This is a genomic window from Rhodococcus sp. P4_F3_2, from assembly GCF_056401335.1.
On record NZ_JBFUJN010000003.1, the window covers coordinates 167,950 to 184,674 of the forward strand.

Genomic DNA, 16,725 nt, shown 5'->3' on the forward strand with positions numbered 1-16,725 from the left:
CCCCGCGGTTAATAAAGGTGAGCGAGCCAGACCATGCGTCGGATGCGGCCGACGCATGCCCGACGGACAATTCTGCGGCCCGCACCGCGCGAATCGTGGAATCACGCGAGCTGGCAGTGATCCTCGCGAACGTGGCCGGTGGCGACCAGAGCGCCTTTGCCGAGTTCTACGACCGAACCAGCTCCCGTGTCTACGGCATGGTTCTCCGTGTACTCCGTGATCCAGGCTTCTCCGAGGAAGCGGTCCAAGAGGTCTACCTCCAAGCCTGGAAATCGGCCGACAGCTTCGATCCTGCCAAGGGGTCCGCACTCTCCTGGCTTCTGACGCTTGCCCACCGCCGCGCGGTGGATCGCGTGCGCTCCGAACAGTCGAGTTCGGATCGACAGGCTCTCTACGACACCACCAATGCCACTCCCGAGTTCGACGTCGTCAGCGACGAAGTGACACGAAGAGACGAGCATCGTGCTGTCACCGACTGTCTCGAAACGCTGACGGACACTCAGCGCCAATCGGTGACTCTCGCCTATTACGGCGGCCGAACGTACCGCGAGGTGGCCGAAGATCTCGGCGTGGCGATTCCCACGATCAAGTCGCGAATTCGCGACGGACTACTGCGCCTACGTGGATGTTTGGGGGTGATGTGAGATGGACGAAGAGCTGATCGACTACGCGTACGCCTACGCGATCGATGCGTTGGACCTCGACGAGCGCCGTGAGGTCGACAGACGACTTGCCGCTTCGGACTCCGCGACCCGCGCCGAATTCGACGCCCAGGTCCGACTCACCTCCGAAACCATGGCCGCGATGACCGTCGTCGACGCCGTCGAGCCCCCGCCGTCACTGCGCAGCAGCGTCCTCGCCTCGATCGCAGAACAGACCGCGGCTCCCAACGCCCCGGTTTCGCTGGCCGAGCGTCGTAACCGTCGACGCCCGTGGACCATGGCTCTTGCGGCGGCCGCCGCAGTCGCAATCCTGGTCGGCGGCATCGGAATCGGACGCACGCTGTCCGACAACACGCCGCCGCAGAACCCCGCATCCGAAATCATGGCAGCACCCGACGTTCATGCCACGACGCGTGACATTCCGGGCGGCGGTAGTGCCACGACGCTGTTCTCGCCCTCCGAAGACGCCGCAGTCCTCGTGATGAACGATGTGACTCCCCCGACTCCGGATACCGTCTACCAGATGTGGCTGGTGCCGGGCGACACCGACGACACCACGATGATCCCGATGGGGACGATGGCTCCGAGCGACGTCAAACCCACTACCCAGGTGGTGCTCGACGGCATCGGCCCGAACACGAAGTTGGCGTTCACGGTCGAACCGCCCGGCGGATCGCAGCAGCCCACCAGCGAGCCGTTCGCAACGATACCGCTCATCTGATCGCCAGACGAAAGAAGAGATCCCCCACCGGAATCCGGTGGGGGATCTCTTCTTTGTCGAAACTACGAGCAGCGAGTTAGTGGCTGTGACCGTGTCCGGTGTCGGCAACTGCCTCGGTCGGCTTCTCGACGACAGCGCTCTCGGTCGTGAGGATCATGCGCGCGACGGAAGCGGCGTTGACCACTGCCGAGCGAGTGACCTTGACCGGGTCGACGACGCCGTCGGCAAGCAGGTTGCCGTAGGTGAGGGTGGCAGCGTTGAAGCCTTCGCCCTTGGTCATCTCGGCGACCTTGCTGACAACGACGGATCCGTCGATGCCTGCGTTGCTGGAGATCCAGAACAACGGAGCGTTGAGTGCTTCACGGACCACGGCAACGCCGGTGGCCTCGTCACCCGACAGGCCGAGGTTCCCGATCAGAGCCGTACCGGCCTGAACGAGAGCCGATCCGCCACCGGGGACGATGCCCTCGGCAACTGCTGCCTTGGCTGCGTTGACCGCATCCTCGACGCGGAACTTGCGTTCCTTGAGATCGGTTTCGGTGGCTGCGCCGACCTTGATGACGGCCACGCCGCCGGACAGCTTCGCCAGACGCTCTTCGAGCTTCTCGCGGTCCCAATCCGAATCGGTGTTCTCGATCTCACGACGCAACTGCGCGACGCGGGTCGCAATGTCGTCAGCGGTGCCGGCACCGTCGACGATGACCGTCTCGTCCTTGGTGACGACAACGCGGCGAGCGCTGCCGAGCAGGTCGAGGCCGGCTTCCTTCAGGGAGAGGCCGACGTCGGTGTTGATGACGGTGCCTGCCGTGACGACTGCGAGGTCGTCGAGGAATGCCTTGCGACGATCACCGAAGAACGGCGCCTTGACGGCGACGGCCTTGATGGTCTTGCGGATGGAGTTGACCACCAGGGTGGAGAGAACTTCACCCTCGACGTCCTCGGCGATGATCAAGAGCGGCTTGCCGGATTCGGCAACCTTCTCGAGCAGCGGCAGGAAGTCGGGAAGTGAGCTGATCTTCTCGCGGAAGAGCAGGATCAACGCGTCTTCGTAGACGGCCTTCTGCGCATCGATGTCGGTGACGAAGTAGGGCGAGAGGTAGCCCTTGTCGAACTGAACGCCTTCGGTGACAACGAGTTCGGTTGCAACGGTGGAGGATTCCTCGACCGTCACGACGCCGTCGGTTCCGACACGGGTGAGTGCCTCGCCGACGAGCTTGCCGATCTCTTCGTCACGCGAGGAGACGGTGGCGACCTGGGCGATCGACTTCTCGCCCTCGACCGGGGTGGCCGCGGCGAGCAGTTCCTCGACGACCTTGTCGGCTGCGGCGTTGATGCCGACGCCGAGCGCCATCGGGTTCGCGCCCGCTGCGATGTTCTTGAGTCCGCCGCGGACGATGGCCTGGGCCAGAACGGTCGCGGTCGTGGTGCCGTCGCCGGCAACATCGTTGGTCTTGGTGGCGACGCTCTTGACGAGCTGCGCGCCGAGGTTCTCGAAGGGATCTTCGAGCTCGATCTCACGGGCGATGCTCACACCGTCGTTGGTGACGGTGGGGCCGCCGAATGCCTTGGCGAGCACGACGTGGCGTCCACGCGGGCCCAAGGTCACCTTGACGGCGTCGGCAAGCTTGTCGACTCCGGCTTCGAGAGCGCGGCGTGCGGTCTCGTTGAACGCAATTTGCTTGGACATCTGTTCTGTCAGCTCCTGAATCTTCGGGGCGTGAACGCATTCCGCCCCGGGATCCTGTGTGGACTCCGGGGCGGATCACGTGTGTCTTACTTGGAGACGACAGCCAGCACGTCGCGTGCCGACAGGATCAGGTATTCCTGGCCGGCGTACTTGATCTCGGTTCCGCCGTACTTGGAGTAGATGACCGTGTCACCCTCCTTGACGTCGACCGGGATGCGGTTGCCCTGCTCGTTGACGCGGCCTTCGCCGACTGCAACGACGGTGCCCTCCTGGGGCTTTTCCTTGGCTGTGTCAGGAATGACCAGGCCGGAAGCCGTCGTCGTTTCAGCCTCGTTGGCCTGGACGAGGATCTTGTCCTCGAGCGGCTTGATGTTGACGCTCGCCACGATGAGCCCTCCACTTTGGGGTATGTGCGTCCGAGGCGATCCTCGGACAGCTGTTTGGGTATGCCGTTTACGGCGCGTCACTGCAGTCCCGTCGTCGCGGGTGCCGGAACTCGATCAGCGCCAATTGGCACTCTATACGTGAGAGTGCCAACCCTCAAGGACTGGGCGCATTTTTCTCTTCGTCCAGAGCGAAACAGGACAGCCGTCCACCACGTTCACCTATTGTTCACTTCGTGACGAACATCAATCGCCGTAGTTTTCTGACCTTCGCCGGACTCGGCGCCGTCGGCGCGGTCAGCCTTGGCAAGCCGTGGGGCCTGCAATACGCAGGCGCGTCGACCATTCCGACGTCAGGTCCCGGCACCACTCTCGAGTCCGTGTCCACGCCCGTCAGCAGCAGCGGCTACACCAGGCTCACTGCCGGTCCCGGTTGGGCGAACATCGTGCGCAGCGAGTTGGCCGAGCCGAAGTCAGGACGCGAGGACCGACGCACCGCGCTCGCCTCACTCGTGCAGTTGACCGACGTCCACATCGTCGACGCCCAGTCCCCCATGCGCTTCGAATACGTCCATCAGATCACCGGCTCGGCGTTCCGCCCCCAGGAGACCTTGACGGCGCACGGGCTGATTTCGCTTGTCCGACGCGTCAATTCGATCGGGAGCGGCCCGCACACCTCGCGCCCCTTCGATGCCGTGGTCACCACCGGCGACAACACGGACAACAAGGAATTCGCCGAACTCGACTGGTTCCTCACCTCACTCAACGGCGGAACCGTCGTCGCCAACACCGGCGCCAAGGACCGCTACGAGGGTGTGCAGAACTCGGGTGCCGATCTGTACTGGAACCCTGAATCGCCGATGCTCGACATGTACAAGAAGGCCGGCTTCCCGGAGATTCCGGACTTCTTCGGGGCCGCGTTCACTCCCGTGTCGAGCCCCGGCCTGAACACCCCTTGGTACTGCGTGTTCGGCAACCACGACGATTCGGTGTCCGGCACGGTGCCCAGCGGCATCCCACCGCTCGAAGCGATGTACACGGGATCTCTCAAATTCGAGGTGCCCGGTTCACCGGAGCAGGCCAAGCAGATCGACATCGCCACCAAGTTCGATCCCAGTGCGATTCCCGGAATCCTGTCCGCCTTCACGACGCCGCCGCGCCAGGTCACCCCCGACCCGTCGCGCGCACCGTTCACACCCCGGCAGTTCATCGCCGCACACCTTGATCCCGCGCACACCGGCCCCGGCCCTGTCGGGCACGGTTTCGCCCCCGACGCCGGCGAAACCGGTATCGGCTACTACTCGTTCCAGATCGCACCGGGCGTCGTCGGCATCAGCATGGACTCCACCAACCGCGCAGGCCTTGTCGACGGTTCGCTGGGCGCCGCTCAGTTCCAGTGGATCGAGAACACCCTGCGCGCCGGCAGCAGCACCTACTACGACGCCGCGGGCTCTCGCGTCACCGAGTCGCGCAGTGACACCTATTTCGTGCTGTTCAGTCACCACACGAGCGACACGATGGACAATCTCATTCCCGACCCCGAGAACGTCCTCGAGCCGCGCCTGCGCGGTTCACAGCTTCTGGACTTGCTGCATCGTTTCCCGAACGTACTTGCCTGGGTGAACGGACACACCCACGAGAACAAGATCACCCCGTGGCCCGGCGCGACCCCCGAGCAGGGCTTCTGGGAGATCAACACCGCCTCTCACATCGACTACCCACAGCTCGGGCGCATCATCGAGATCGCGGACAATCACGACGGAACGGTGTCGTTGCTTGCGACGCTCTTCGAAGCGGAAAGTCCCAATTCAGTCGAGTACAGCGACAAGTCGGCAGCCGGGCTCGCCTCGCTGTACCGCGAACTGTCGTTCAACGACATCCACCGCGACCCGAAGTTGACGGGTACCGGCGTCGACCAGAACGTCGAATTGTTGGTCCACACCGGACGATGACTCCGATTGCCGCAGTGTCTAGGTGATTTCAGGTCCGCTCGAAGGCGAGCGGTGCGCTTTCGCCCACGACACTGCGGCAACCACGAATCGAACGCCGAATCCGATCAACACCAGATTGCAGACGATCTGAAGGCTCACGAGTCCCCTGGCAAGGTCCGTCTGTGCAGCGATGTCGCCGAAGCCGACGGTCGAGAACACCGACAGCGAAAAGTACAGGGCCGCCATACGCGACAGCGGTTCGGTGAAACTGCCGACGCTCGCATGCTCGACCGAAAAATAAGTGATGGACACCAACAGCAAGTAGGTCGGCATCACGACCGCCACTGCTTCGACCGCCTGCAGAGAAGGCACATCGGAACGCAGAATTCGACGCACCTGCCAGGTCGTCACGGCAAGCACCGCTGCCCCTCCACCGATCAAGAGGAAAATCGCACCCAGTGTGTGGACATCGATCCACGGCAGGAAGAAGTACGCACATCCGAAGGCGATCATCGTCAGCGTGGGTCGAAGCACCGCACCCCGGATCAGCGCGCGTCGTCGATCCCGGTCGATGTGGGGAGAATCGCCTTTTTTCCGCATGAATCAATGATCGACAATTTCGCAGGTAAAACCACCCTTTCGGTCCGAAAAGGGTGTCATGGAGACAAAAAGCACTGAGCAATCCTCACGAACCTTCTGTAACGTTCATATAACGGCGGTCGATTGAACATTGACCCGTATTGACTGTGAGGAGGTGCGCGATGAGTTGTTCACTGGGAATTTCCACTGGATCTTCCGGTGTCTATTCAGCACTCGTCGACACCGATACCAGCACAAACGCGCCAGGAGCGGTACCTGCCGAGACTCGCTTCGTCTCGGCGGATCAGGCCAATTCCAACGTCGGTGACCTCGTCCGGGCGTCCATCAAGCTGATGACGACGCAGGTAACGGACGGATCTGAAGCGCCGCGCTCGATCGGTGTCAGCTATCGCACGGACGACCAGCTCGCGAGCATCAGGTCATCTCTCTCGCGCTCGCCGAAGCAGGTCCGTGCCATCCCCGAACCTGCCGCAGTACACGCGTATCTCGCCGAGACCGGGAAAACCGAGCGGTACGACACGACAGCTCAGGTGGACGTCGGCGATCAGGGTCTGACGGTGTCCGTCGTCGACCACACCGGTGAGGTTCTGCATTCCGACCGTATCGACGCCCTCGCAGGGGCCGGAATCGACCGGGCATTGGTCGACTTCGTGACGGAGAAGGCGCCAGGGCACCTGCGCCGGTACACCGACGCGGAGCTTCTTGCTGCCCGGTGCCACGTCGCGAAAGAGCAACTGTCCACCGCCGCCAAGGTGACCATCGACCTTCCCGTCGACGCAATGGCGATCACGCGCGACGAGTTCGAAGCCATCATCGCCCCGGATATCGAGCGCGCCGTCACCTTCATCCGTGAAGTCGTGAACGGCTCACCGCGGCCGGTCGGTGCCGTTGTGCTCATCGGCGGTGGCGCACACATTCCGGCCGTGCGGTCCGCCGTCGCCGCTGCCGTCGACCTCCCCTTGGTCGAGATCGTCGAGCCCGAGACTGCGGCAACCAAAGGTGCTGCACTCCTGGCAGATTCGATCACCGCAATTCGTTTCCCCTTGCTGGGCTCCGGAAGTGACCAGCGCTCGGGATCCACCGCCAAGGTCTCGGGAGCTTTGATCGGTGCGCTCGTGGTCGGCGGACTGGTACTCGGCTACGGCGCAAAGGAATTGGTGCCGACCGACGACACCGCGGTCTCTCCTGTCGGAACCGGTTCGACCACGACGACGGTGAGCCCCGAAGCGACGCCGAGCACCGGATCGACGATCATCCCCTCGCATGATCCTCTGCCTTCGGTAGTGGGCAGCACGTTCCCGCAGTACGGCTATCCCACAACGCCGTTCGACTCACAGCCGTTCGACACGCACTCGTACACAACGCATCAGTACACGCTTCCGCCGGCGCCGATACCGGACACGTCGACGACAACCACACCGCCGACGACGACCACGACCACCCCGAATTGGCCGACCATCCCCGGAATCACGCTGCCCGATCCACCGGCGTGGTGGCCGACGCTTCCGGACACCGAGGCGACGCCCCCGGTCGATCCGACCGAGGCAAACCCCGGCGGCGGTCTCGGCCCGGGTGAGAGCGGCGGCGAAAACCCGACGACGCCGGAAAATCCTGGATCCGGTTCTACCGAAACCGAACTCACCACCCCCGGTGGTGATCCGACAACAAAACCCGGTGAACCGAATACCTCGACGCCCGAAACCGGCCCCGCGACCACACCGGATCGGGAACCGGTCCCAGTCGGTTGATTCTCAGCGCATCAACTGGCTGACCGAGACCGACAGCCCCGGGTCCGTGGCAACACTCAATTCCGAAGGGCCTGCACCGTTTCCGATCAGGTGGGCAGCCAACGAAGCGATCATCACGCCGTTGTCCGTGCACAGTCGAGGTTTCGGAATGCGCAACGTGATGCCGGCTTCGGCGCAGCGCTGCTCGGCGAGTGAACGGATACGTGAATTGGCCGTGGCGCCGCCGCCGAGAACCAACGTGTCGACCCCGACGTCCTTGGCTGCACGCACTGCCTTCAGCGTCAGGACGTCGGCAACCGCTTCCTGGAACGAGGCAGCGATGTCCGGGATCGAAAAGGCCTCGCCTGCGCGCTCTTTCGATTCGACATAGCGGGCGACGGACGTCTTGAGTCCCGAGAACGAGAAGTCGTGCCGCGAATCGCGCGGACCGGTCATGCCGCGAGGGAAGGCGATTGCGTTCCGATCTCCCTCTTGCGCAGCAGCATCGAGTGCCGGTCCGCCGGGAAAGCCGAGCCCGAGCAGTCTGGCCACCTTGTCGAAGGCCTCACCGGCGGCATCGTCGACAGTCGTGCCCAGTTCGACAATGGGCTTGCCCAGATCTTCGACGTGAAGCAGGTGCGTGTGACCACCTGAGACCAGCAATGCGACGCACGAGGGCAACGGACCGTGCTCGAGAGTGTCAACCGAGACGTGACCGCCGAGATGATTGACCGCATAGAACGGTATGTTCCAGGCTGCGGCATAGGCTTTCGCGGCGGCGACACCGACCAGTAGCGCACCGGCCAGGCCGGGTCCGATGGTGACGGCAAGTGCGTCGGGCTTCTCGATACCGGCGGCAGCAAGGGCACGGCGCATCGTCGGCACTATCGCCTCGAGGTGAGCCCGCGAGGCTACTTCGGGAACCACTCCCCCGTACCTGGCGTGCTGATCCACGCTCGATGCCACCTCGTCGGCCAACAGGTCGCAGGTTCCGTCACCGTTCCAGCGAACGATACCGACACCTGTTTCGTCGCAAGAGCTTTCGACACCCATGACGATCATGCTTGCTGCTCCTCAATTTCGCGGACACCGAGCACGGCGGGCCGTCTCATCGTGTACGCATCTGCCCCACTGGGCTGGTAGTACTTCTTTCGTGTTCCGACGATCTCGAATCCTTCGCGCCGGTACAGCGCGATGGCAGGGTCGTTGTCGGTGCGCACTTCCAGGAACACCGGACACTGCCGTGAATCCGCCAGGGTCAGAAGCGCATCGAGCAACGCGCCGCCGATTCCCAGTCGCTGAGCCGAGGGATCGGTACCGATGGTGTGAACCTCGGCCTCCATGTTCGGCGACGCGCCCAACAACGCGACTCCGGCGTAGCCGAGGACGTGACCGTCGGGTTCCCTGGCAACGAAGTAATGATTATGTGCGCCCGCAAGTTCCGAGACGAACGCTTGCGCGCTCCAGGGTCCGTCGCCCGCGAACAACGCGCGCTCCAACTCCCCGCACCGTTCGGCGTCATCGACGTTCATCGGCTCGATGCTGTACTTCATCTGCTCGGTCTCACTTGCCACGTTCTGCGAGGGTCTTCGCATCCGGGCGTCGGAGGTACAGCGGCTCGAGCGGGGCCGGAACCGATCCGGCCAGAATCTCGCGAGCAGCGACTGTGACCAAGCCGGCCGGAGAGGGTGTCTCCGCCGGGTCGACGGGCAGATCGAAGAAGTCCACGTGCGAAGCAGATCCGGCAATCAGCGTCGAAGGCGAAGGATCAACGTCGCCGGCGGAATTCACAGCCGGCCCTTCGACGCGCACTCCGCCGTCGTAGCGCGCCCAGTAGATCTCGCGACGCCTCGCGTCAGTCACGACGAGCAGGCTCTGTGTGGTCGGTACCGCAGCCGCGATGGCGTCGAGGCTGCACACGCCGTACACGGGAACACCGAGTGCATCACCGAAGGCAGCGCCTGTCGCCATGCCGACACGCAGTCCGGTGTACGGCCCCGGCCCGACACCCACGACGACGGCGTTCAACTCTGCCGGCGTGAGCCCGGCCTCGGCGAGGCATTCGAGGACGTGAGGGGTCAAGACCTCGGCGTGCGCACGAGGATTGACCGTGACACGCACGGCAAGCGTCTCCACTGTGCCCGGTGACTCGGTGCCAGGCGACTCGGTGCCCGGTGACTCTGCGTCCGGTGACGGAGCAGACAGGGAGACGACTCCGGCAGTGACTGCCGGAGTGGAGGTGTCAATTGCGAGAACAAGCACGATTTCTCAGGGTACCCGCACGTGAAGAACTACTTCCGGCCCGGGAGGGTCACTACGTCCGTAACACCAAACGCCGTTTCACGACGTCTGCGACACCAAACGCCGTTTCACGACGTCTGCGACACGAAACGCCGTTTCACGACGTCCAGGACCAACTCGCAGTCCGCACATCCGATTCAGGTTCCCGATGAAGCTGCACTCGCAAGTGTCGTTCGACGAGCCTTTCCACGACGTCACCACCCCATTCGACCACCACCACTGCATCGGTGAGGTCGGTGTCGAGGTCGAGGGCATCGAGTTCGTCGAGCGCATGCGGTCCGCTGTCTCCCAGCCGGTATGCGTCGACGTGGATCATGCCGACGGGAACTCCGCCGCCGGGGCGGGTGCCCGGACGATGCTCACGAGCGATGACAAACGTCGGGGACGTCACCCGGCCCTGCACTCCGAGCCCGGCGCCGATTCCGCGCGTCAACGCGGTCTTGCCCGCCCCGAGTGGCCCGTCCAGCACCACCAGGTCGCCGGCAACAAGTCCCGCCGCCAACCGTCGGCCGAAAGCCTCGGTGTCCTCGGCCGTTTCCAACGTGATCTGTCCGGATTCGGGAAGTCCCGTGGCGTTCTCAGCCGACATCGGACCGCTCTTCTACCTGTGCACGCTGCACCAGCTTGTCGATTGCGTCCGTCACGATCGCCGGGAACTCGAGCTGCACCAGATGGCCGGCCCCGTGAACTCTCACGAGTTCAGACTCGGGGAGATCGGCAGCGAGACGCTTGGAGCTGATGAACGGAATCATCATGTCTTGATCGCCGCAGATCACGACTGCCGGTGTGTGCGCGAGGACCTCGAGGGACGCGGACTCGTCGTGCAGTTCCAACGTCCGCAAGAAATTGACGATGGTCACGACCGAGGTCCGGTCGAGCATGCCGTCCGACAGCTCATGCAGTCGTGGGCTGACATCGGTGCCGTACGACGCTGCACGCAGGATCGGCGTGATCAGTACTCGCGCAGCGCCCCGGGCGTGCTGAACCACTCCTGGCGAGGTGCGCACTGCCAACCGGAACCCGTCGATGATCGGATTCTGCAGATTGCGGGTCAGACCGGTCTCGGCCAGCCCTGCCGCCGTCGTCGCGACCAGCCCGACGCCGATGACTCGGCCCTCGAACCATTCGGGTCGCTGACCGGCAAGCGCGAGCACCGTCATGCCGCCCATCGAGTGGCCGACGAGAACTATCGGTCCCTTGGGCACTTTGGCCTCGACGACAGTCGCGAGGTCGCGGCCAAGCTGCGAGACCGTACAACTCTTCGAACGCGGCATGCCCGAATCTCCGTGTCCGCGCTGGTCGTAGAACACCATGCGAACCTTGTTGCCCCATCGCTCTTCGAGCTGGCGGCGCTGGAAATGCCAGGACAGCGCACTCAGGCAGTACCCGTGCACGAAAACGACTGTCAGCGGAGCGTCATCCGGTCCCACTTCGCGAACTGCCAGCTCGACGCCGTCCTCGGTGCGCACCGTGCTCTTGCGGTCGCGCGTCATGAGGTCGAAGTCCTCGTCCGCGTAGATTTCCCGGCCCGGACGCGTCGCGGTCTTGAATGCATTCACGCCGGCCATCGAGCCGAGCGCCACAGCGCTGAGCAGGCCACCGAGAATGCTCATCTTTCCTGCAGTCTTCATGACGTCTCTCCCCCGATGTACGTACGCACAGTGCGTCCACGTATTCCGGTCACGACCTCGTAGTGAATGGTGTCGAGTACGTCGGCCCAGGCCTGCGCGTTGGGTTCGCCGTGATCGCCGTTGCCGAAGAAGATCGCGGTGTCGCCTTCGCGAACTCCGTCGCCGTCCGGCCCCAGGTCCACCAACACCTGGTCCATGCAGATCCGCCCGACGGCCTGGCGACGCTTGCCGCCCAACTGCACTTCGAACTTGCCGCTCAGTGAACGAGTCAGACCGTCGGCGTAGCCGACGGGAAGCAGCGCAAGAGTGGTGTCGTGCGGTGCGACCCACTGATGCCCGTAGGAGACGCCCTCTCCGGCGGCCACCTTCTTCACCAGAATCACCTTCGCTCGCAGCGTCATCGCCGGTCGTAAACCGAAATCTCCGAGTTCGGGCACCGGAGACAATCCATATATCGCAATCCCGGGTCGAACCATGTCAAATTGCAGGTCAGGACGGGTGACTGTAGCGGCGGAGTTGGAAAGATGAACGACTTCGGGGTCGAATCCGCGAGCGCGGACGTCGGCAACCGCTTCGATCAAACGCTGCTTCTGCATGTCGATGACGTCGTGATGCGGTTCGTCCGAGTGCGCAAGATGGGAGAACACTCCGCGCAGCCTTATCGTGCCCTCGTCCCGGGCAGTGGCGAGGTCGTCGAGCATCTGCGGCCACTCGGTTCTCGAGACGCCGTTGCGATTGAGACCGGTGTCCACCTTGAGCGTCAAAGTCGCCTGTTGTCCCAGAACCCGTGCCGCGTCGACGACAGCAGCCAGGTGCCGCGGCGAGGACACGCCGATCTCGACGTCGGACCGGATCGCCGAGGAGAAATCGGCGTCGAGGCCGTGCAGCCAGGCCAGGACGGGAGCGGTGATGCCTGCCTCGCGAAGGACCAGTGCCTCCGCGATGGTGGTGACGCCGAGTTCCCGGGCTCCGGCCGACAGTGCCGTCCGCGCAACCGCAACTGCGCCGTGGTTGTATCCGTCCGCCTTGATGACCGCCATCAACGCTGCATCACCGGCAAATTCACGCAGGACACGCACGTTGTGCGCGATCGCGTCCAGATCGACGACTGCCTCCGTCTGCGGCCCTACTGCGTCGTCGAGTCGGCTCGCCTTCCCCTCCGCAGGCTCCTTCGGTGCTCTTCCCTGGGCAAGCGTCATGGCGACAATCCTGCCACCCGCGCAGAATCGGACACGTGTTCGGGTTTGAACACCCTCAATCAAGGGCAAAAGAGCGAAGCACACGCACCGACTCGCGCAGACCTCCCAGCAGCGGCGAAGCCGAAATCGGTGCTCCGGCGACATCGCTCTGACCGCCGGCAGCGGCGATGTTCGCAGCCAACGCGTGAGCCCGCGCCCCGACGGCCCCGGCTTCGAGAGGGCTCAGACCCGCCGCCAGCAACGCGCCGATCACACCGGAGAGGATGTCACCCGAGCCTGCGGTCGACGCCCAGGAGCCGCCGGCGTCGTTGACCAGGACCTCACCGCCGGGATCCGAGATCACCGTCGTATGGCCTTTCAGCAGAATCGTGACTCCGAGGCGTTCGGCGAGAGCACGCGTGGCCGCGATTCTGTCGTCGCCGAGTGGTGTGAATCGTGCGAACTCGCCGGCGTGGGGCGTCAGAAGAGTCGGCGCGGTCCGGGCTGCGACAAGTTCGGGACGCTGAGCGAGGAGGGTAAGGCCGTCCGCATCGACAACAACGGGTACATCGGTAGCCAGTACCGACGCCAGAAGCCGCGCGGCGTCGTCGTCGGTACCCATACCGGGTCCGACCACCCAGGCCTGAACCCGCCCGGCGGCTTGGAACGTCTCACTCGCAATCACCTCCGGGAACCGGGCGAGCACCTCGGCGACGCCGTGCCCGGCATAGCGGACCAGGCCGGAGGTCGCGGTCACCGCGGCGCCGGTGCAGAGCACGCCCGCGCCGGGATACTGCTCACTTCCCGCAACGATGCCCACCACACCCTGCGAGTACTTGTCGTCCTCCGGGCCTGGAACCGGCCACAGCGCACCGACCTCGGCCGGATCGAGCGAACCGAACGCCGGTTCGCCGACGCTCAATCCGATATCCACGAGTTCGACACGACCACACAGCGGAGCCGCGAGTACGTGCACCGGCTTGAGCGCACCGAATGTGACCGTCACATCAGCGGTCACCGACGGGCCGTCCACTGCGCCGGTGTTCGCGTCGACGCCGCTCGGAAGATCGACCGCCACGATCGGTGCCTCCACCTGGCCGACGAGCTCGGCTGCGTCAGGCCTCAGACCGCCGTGCCCGGAAATCCCGACGATGCCGTCGATCACCAGATCCGGCGACCCGACTTCGGCAGCGACTCGGCCACCGGCCTTCAGGAGAGCGTCGAGGCCCGACCGATGAGCGCGCGCCGGATCGAGCAACACGGCCCGAACACTCACACCTCGTTTGCGGAGCAACGCACCCGCCCACAGGGCATCACCGCCGTTGTCGCCGGTACCGACCAGAAGCGTCACTGACCGATGTGCGACCGATCCTGTACGGGAACGTAATTCGTCCGCGACGACTCGCGCGAGACCGTACGCCGCTCGACGCATCAGCACTCCGTCGGGCAGCTTGTCGAGCAGCGGCGCCTCCGCTGCTCGCACCTGATCGGCTGTGTAGTACCCACGCATGTCGGAACCCTTCAGTTGCCGTCGCTACCCTCGAAACCATGAAATCACGTCTTCGCCCGGCAATCGCGGGACTCGTCCTCGCTCTCGGTCTGGTCGGGTGCAGTTCCGGCACCGACTCCACACCATCTGCGGCCGAAACGACGGCGAGCGGACCTGTGGTGACCATCTCCGGGATGGCGTACTCCCCCGCTTCCATCACCGTGAACGTCGGCGACACCGTCACGTGGGTATTCGACGACAACGGAATGGCCCACGACGTCAACGGCCTCGGAGACGCCAAGGGCAAACTCCGCAGCCCACTCAAGAAATCGGGAACTTACACCTACACGTTCACCGAACCCGGAATCTACGACTACACCTGTACACCGCATCCCGAGATGCGCGGAACCGTCGTCGTCGAGACGCCGTAACGCACTCGGGCCCCACAGTCTTTCGACTGCGGGGCCCGAAATTCCCTACGAAAACTATTCGACCGTAACCGATTTCGCCAGGTTACGCGGCTTGTCGACGTCGTATCCGCGCGCCGCGGCAACCTCGGCCGCAAAGATCTGCAACGGAACCGTGGACAGCAACGGCTGCAGCAGAGTCGGTGACGCCGGAATCTCGATCAGGTGATCCGCGTGCGCCGCGGCGACGGTATCGCCTTCCTCCGCGATGACGATAGTCGTTGCCCCGCGCGCCTTGATCTCCTGAATGTTGGACACCAACTTCGAGTGCAGGACAGCGCGACCCTGCGGCGACGGCATGACGATGATGACCGGAAGGTCCTCCTCGATCAGCGCGATCGGGCCGTGCTTGAGCTCACCGGCGGCAAAGCCCTCGGCGTGCATGTACGCAAGCTCCTTGAGCTTGAGCGCACCCTCGAGCGCCACCGGGTAGCCGACGTGGCGCCCCAGGAACAGCACGGTCGACGCGTGCGCGAACTGGCGTGCCAACGCGCGCACCGGTTCTGCCGTCTCGAGCACCTTGCTGACCAATGCGGGCATAGCTTCGAGGTCGGCGTACTCGCGCGCAACCTCGTCCGGATACTTGGTGCCGCGAGCCTGCGCCAAAGCCAAACCGACGAGGTAGTTCGCGGTCACCTGCGCCAGGAAGGCCTTGGTCGACGCAACCGCGATTTCCGGTCCTGCCCGCGTGTAGAGAACGGCGTCGGCTTCGCGCGGGATCTGTGCACCGTTGGTGTTGCAGATCGCCAGGACGCGTGCCTTCTGGTCCTTGGCGTGCTTGACCGCTTCGAGTGTGTCCGCCGTCTCCCCCGACTGCGAGATCGCGACAACAAGCGTCGAGCGATCCAGAACCGGGTCGCGGTAACGGAATTCGCTGGCGAGTTCGACCTCGACAGGTAGACGCGTCCAATGCTCGATCGCGTACTTCGCCAACAGTCCGGAGTGGTAGGCACTACCGCAGGCGACGACAAACACCTTGTCGACGTCGCGCAGTTCCTGATCGGACAACCGCTGCTCGTCGAGGACGATCTTCCCGTTCTCGAAGTGGCCGAGGAGCGTGTCGGCGACAGCGGTCGGCTGCTCTTCGATCTCCTTGAGCATGAAGTAGTCGTGACCACCCTTTTCGGCGGCCGCGAGATCCCAGTCGATGCGGAACGGGCGCCCCTCTGCCTCGTTGCCCGCGAAGTCGGAGATCCGATAGCTGTCGGCAGTGATCACCACTGCCTGATCCTGTCCGAGTTCAACCGCATCGCGTGTGTGCTCGATGAACGCAGCGACGTCGGAGCCGAGGAACATCTCGCCCTCACCGACACCGACGACGAGCGGCGTCGAGCGGCGGGCGGCGACAATCGTGTCCGCGTGGTCGGCGTGCGTGAAGACGAGCGTGAACGCACCTTCCAACCGACGAACCACCGACAGCGCACTCTCGATGAAATCACCTGCCGTCGGCCCGTCGGAGTACGCCCGGGCTACCAGGTGAACTGCCACCTCGGAATCCGTGTCGCTCTGAAGCTCGACGCCTGCAGCCTCGAGCTCCGCACGCAGCGGGGCGAAATTCTCGATGATTCCGTTGTGAACGACAGCCAGCTTGCCCGACGCATCACGATGCGGATGCGCATTACGGTCGGTCGGTCGCCCATGCGTCGCCCACCGGGTATGACCCATACCCGACGTACCGACAAAGTGATCCGCGCCGTACTCGCCGAGCTCCGCCTCGAGGTTGGCCAACTTACCGGCCTTACGCTCGATCTCGACCCCACCGGTTCCGTCGAGAATCGCGATTCCCGACGAGTCGTACCCGCGATACTCCATTCGCCGTAAAGCCTCCACCACAACGCCCAGAGCTGGGCGGTGGCCGACGTATCCCACGATTCCGCACATGGTGACTCAGGGTACTTGGACATCGGCGGTGGGCGCATTTTGCGGTTCCACAGACATCCCCCAGCCG

The 16,725-nt window shown here is 64.2% G+C and carries 16 protein-coding genes; 5 read left to right on the forward strand and 11 right to left on the reverse strand.

What is annotated here, in order from left to right; translation table 11 throughout:
* The first annotated feature begins 17 nt into the window (after positions 1-17).
* Complete coding sequence (locus AC1DWA_RS04795; protein WP_020969064.1) at positions 18-644, forward strand: sigma-70 family RNA polymerase sigma factor; 627 nt, start codon at positions 18-20, stop codon at positions 642-644.
* A 1-nt stretch (position 645) separates the two neighbouring features.
* Positions 646-1,383, forward strand: coding sequence for an anti-sigma factor (locus AC1DWA_RS04800; RefSeq protein WP_021332460.1), 738 nt, complete (start codon positions 646-648; stop codon positions 1,381-1,383).
* A gap of 76 nt (positions 1,384-1,459) precedes the next feature.
* Here AC1DWA_RS04800 and groL read toward each other — a convergent pair whose 3' ends face one another.
* Both groL and groES read right to left on the reverse strand, forming a co-directional pair.
* Positions 1,460-3,070 (reverse strand): chaperonin GroEL, encoded by a 1,611-nt coding sequence (gene groL / locus AC1DWA_RS04805; protein WP_019747583.1) that lies wholly within the window; start codon positions 3,068-3,070, stop codon positions 1,460-1,462.
* Between the two features lie 86 nt (positions 3,071-3,156).
* Positions 3,157-3,456 carry a co-chaperone GroES gene (gene groES, locus AC1DWA_RS04810; RefSeq protein WP_003940763.1) on the reverse strand — a complete coding sequence of 100 codons (300 nt, stop codon included), beginning with the start codon at positions 3,454-3,456 and terminating at the stop codon, positions 3,157-3,159.
* A 233-nt stretch (positions 3,457-3,689) separates the two neighbouring features.
* On the opposite strand from groES, the gene AC1DWA_RS04815 reads away from it, so the two are divergent.
* Positions 3,690-5,405 (forward strand): TIGR03767 family metallophosphoesterase, encoded by a 1,716-nt coding sequence (locus AC1DWA_RS04815; RefSeq protein WP_019747582.1) that lies wholly within the window; start codon positions 3,690-3,692, stop codon positions 5,403-5,405.
* An 18-nt stretch (positions 5,406-5,423) separates the two neighbouring features.
* On the opposite strand, the gene AC1DWA_RS04820 is transcribed toward AC1DWA_RS04815, so the two are convergent.
* Positions 5,424-5,984, reverse strand: a complete 561-nt coding sequence (locus AC1DWA_RS04820; RefSeq protein WP_477846103.1) for a potassium channel family protein — start codon at positions 5,982-5,984, stop codon at positions 5,424-5,426.
* Positions 5,985-6,145: 161 nt separating this feature from the next.
* Between AC1DWA_RS04820 and AC1DWA_RS04825 the strand changes: the two genes are divergently transcribed.
* Positions 6,146-7,732, forward strand: a complete 1,587-nt coding sequence (locus tag AC1DWA_RS04825) for an Hsp70 family protein (protein WP_020906929.1) — start codon at positions 6,146-6,148, stop codon at positions 7,730-7,732.
* A 3-nt stretch (positions 7,733-7,735) separates the two neighbouring features.
* Here the strand turns inward: AC1DWA_RS04825 and tsaD are convergent, their stop codons facing one another.
* The 7 genes from tsaD to AC1DWA_RS04860 form a co-directional block, all read right to left on the reverse strand.
* Positions 7,736-8,773, reverse strand: coding sequence for a tRNA (adenosine(37)-N6)-threonylcarbamoyltransferase complex transferase subunit TsaD (gene tsaD / locus AC1DWA_RS04830; protein WP_019747579.1), 1,038 nt, complete (start codon positions 8,771-8,773; stop codon positions 7,736-7,738).
* Positions 8,770-9,264 carry a ribosomal protein S18-alanine N-acetyltransferase gene (gene rimI / locus AC1DWA_RS04835; protein WP_020906927.1) on the reverse strand — a complete coding sequence of 165 codons (495 nt, stop codon included), beginning with the start codon at positions 9,262-9,264 and terminating at the stop codon, positions 8,770-8,772. The genes tsaD and rimI overlap by 4 nt, the downstream gene beginning before the upstream one ends.
* 10 nt (positions 9,265-9,274) lie before the next feature.
* Positions 9,275-9,973, reverse strand: coding sequence for a tRNA (adenosine(37)-N6)-threonylcarbamoyltransferase complex dimerization subunit type 1 TsaB (gene tsaB, locus AC1DWA_RS04840; protein ID WP_020906926.1), 699 nt, complete (start codon positions 9,971-9,973; stop codon positions 9,275-9,277).
* Between the two features lie 136 nt (positions 9,974-10,109).
* Positions 10,110-10,601, reverse strand: a complete 492-nt coding sequence (gene tsaE / locus AC1DWA_RS04845; RefSeq protein ID WP_019747576.1) for a tRNA (adenosine(37)-N6)-threonylcarbamoyltransferase complex ATPase subunit type 1 TsaE — start codon at positions 10,599-10,601, stop codon at positions 10,110-10,112.
* On the reverse strand, positions 10,591-11,643 hold the full coding sequence (locus tag AC1DWA_RS04850; protein ID WP_003940782.1) for an alpha/beta fold hydrolase: 1,053 nt from the start codon (positions 11,641-11,643) through the stop codon (positions 10,591-10,593). The genes tsaE and AC1DWA_RS04850 overlap by 11 nt, the downstream gene beginning before the upstream one ends.
* Complete coding sequence (alr, locus tag AC1DWA_RS04855) at positions 11,640-12,842, reverse strand: alanine racemase (RefSeq protein WP_060938805.1); 1,203 nt, start codon at positions 12,840-12,842, stop codon at positions 11,640-11,642. Before alr ends, AC1DWA_RS04850 begins: the two co-directional genes overlap by 4 nt.
* 55 nt (positions 12,843-12,897) lie before the next feature.
* Positions 12,898-14,331, reverse strand: a complete 1,434-nt coding sequence (locus tag AC1DWA_RS04860) for an NAD(P)H-hydrate dehydratase (RefSeq protein WP_070796118.1) — start codon at positions 14,329-14,331, stop codon at positions 12,898-12,900.
* 38 nt (positions 14,332-14,369) lie between these two features.
* Between AC1DWA_RS04860 and AC1DWA_RS04865 the strand changes: the two genes are divergently transcribed.
* Complete coding sequence (locus AC1DWA_RS04865; RefSeq protein WP_477846104.1) at positions 14,370-14,741, forward strand: plastocyanin/azurin family copper-binding protein; 372 nt, start codon at positions 14,370-14,372, stop codon at positions 14,739-14,741.
* A 54-nt stretch (positions 14,742-14,795) separates the two neighbouring features.
* Here the strand turns inward: AC1DWA_RS04865 and glmS are convergent, their stop codons facing one another.
* Positions 14,796-16,658: a glutamine--fructose-6-phosphate transaminase (isomerizing) gene (glmS, locus tag AC1DWA_RS04870; protein ID WP_029254924.1), complete on the reverse strand. Its 1,863-nt coding sequence runs from the start codon at positions 16,656-16,658 to the stop codon at positions 14,796-14,798.
* Between the last annotated feature and the right edge of the window lie 67 nt (positions 16,659-16,725).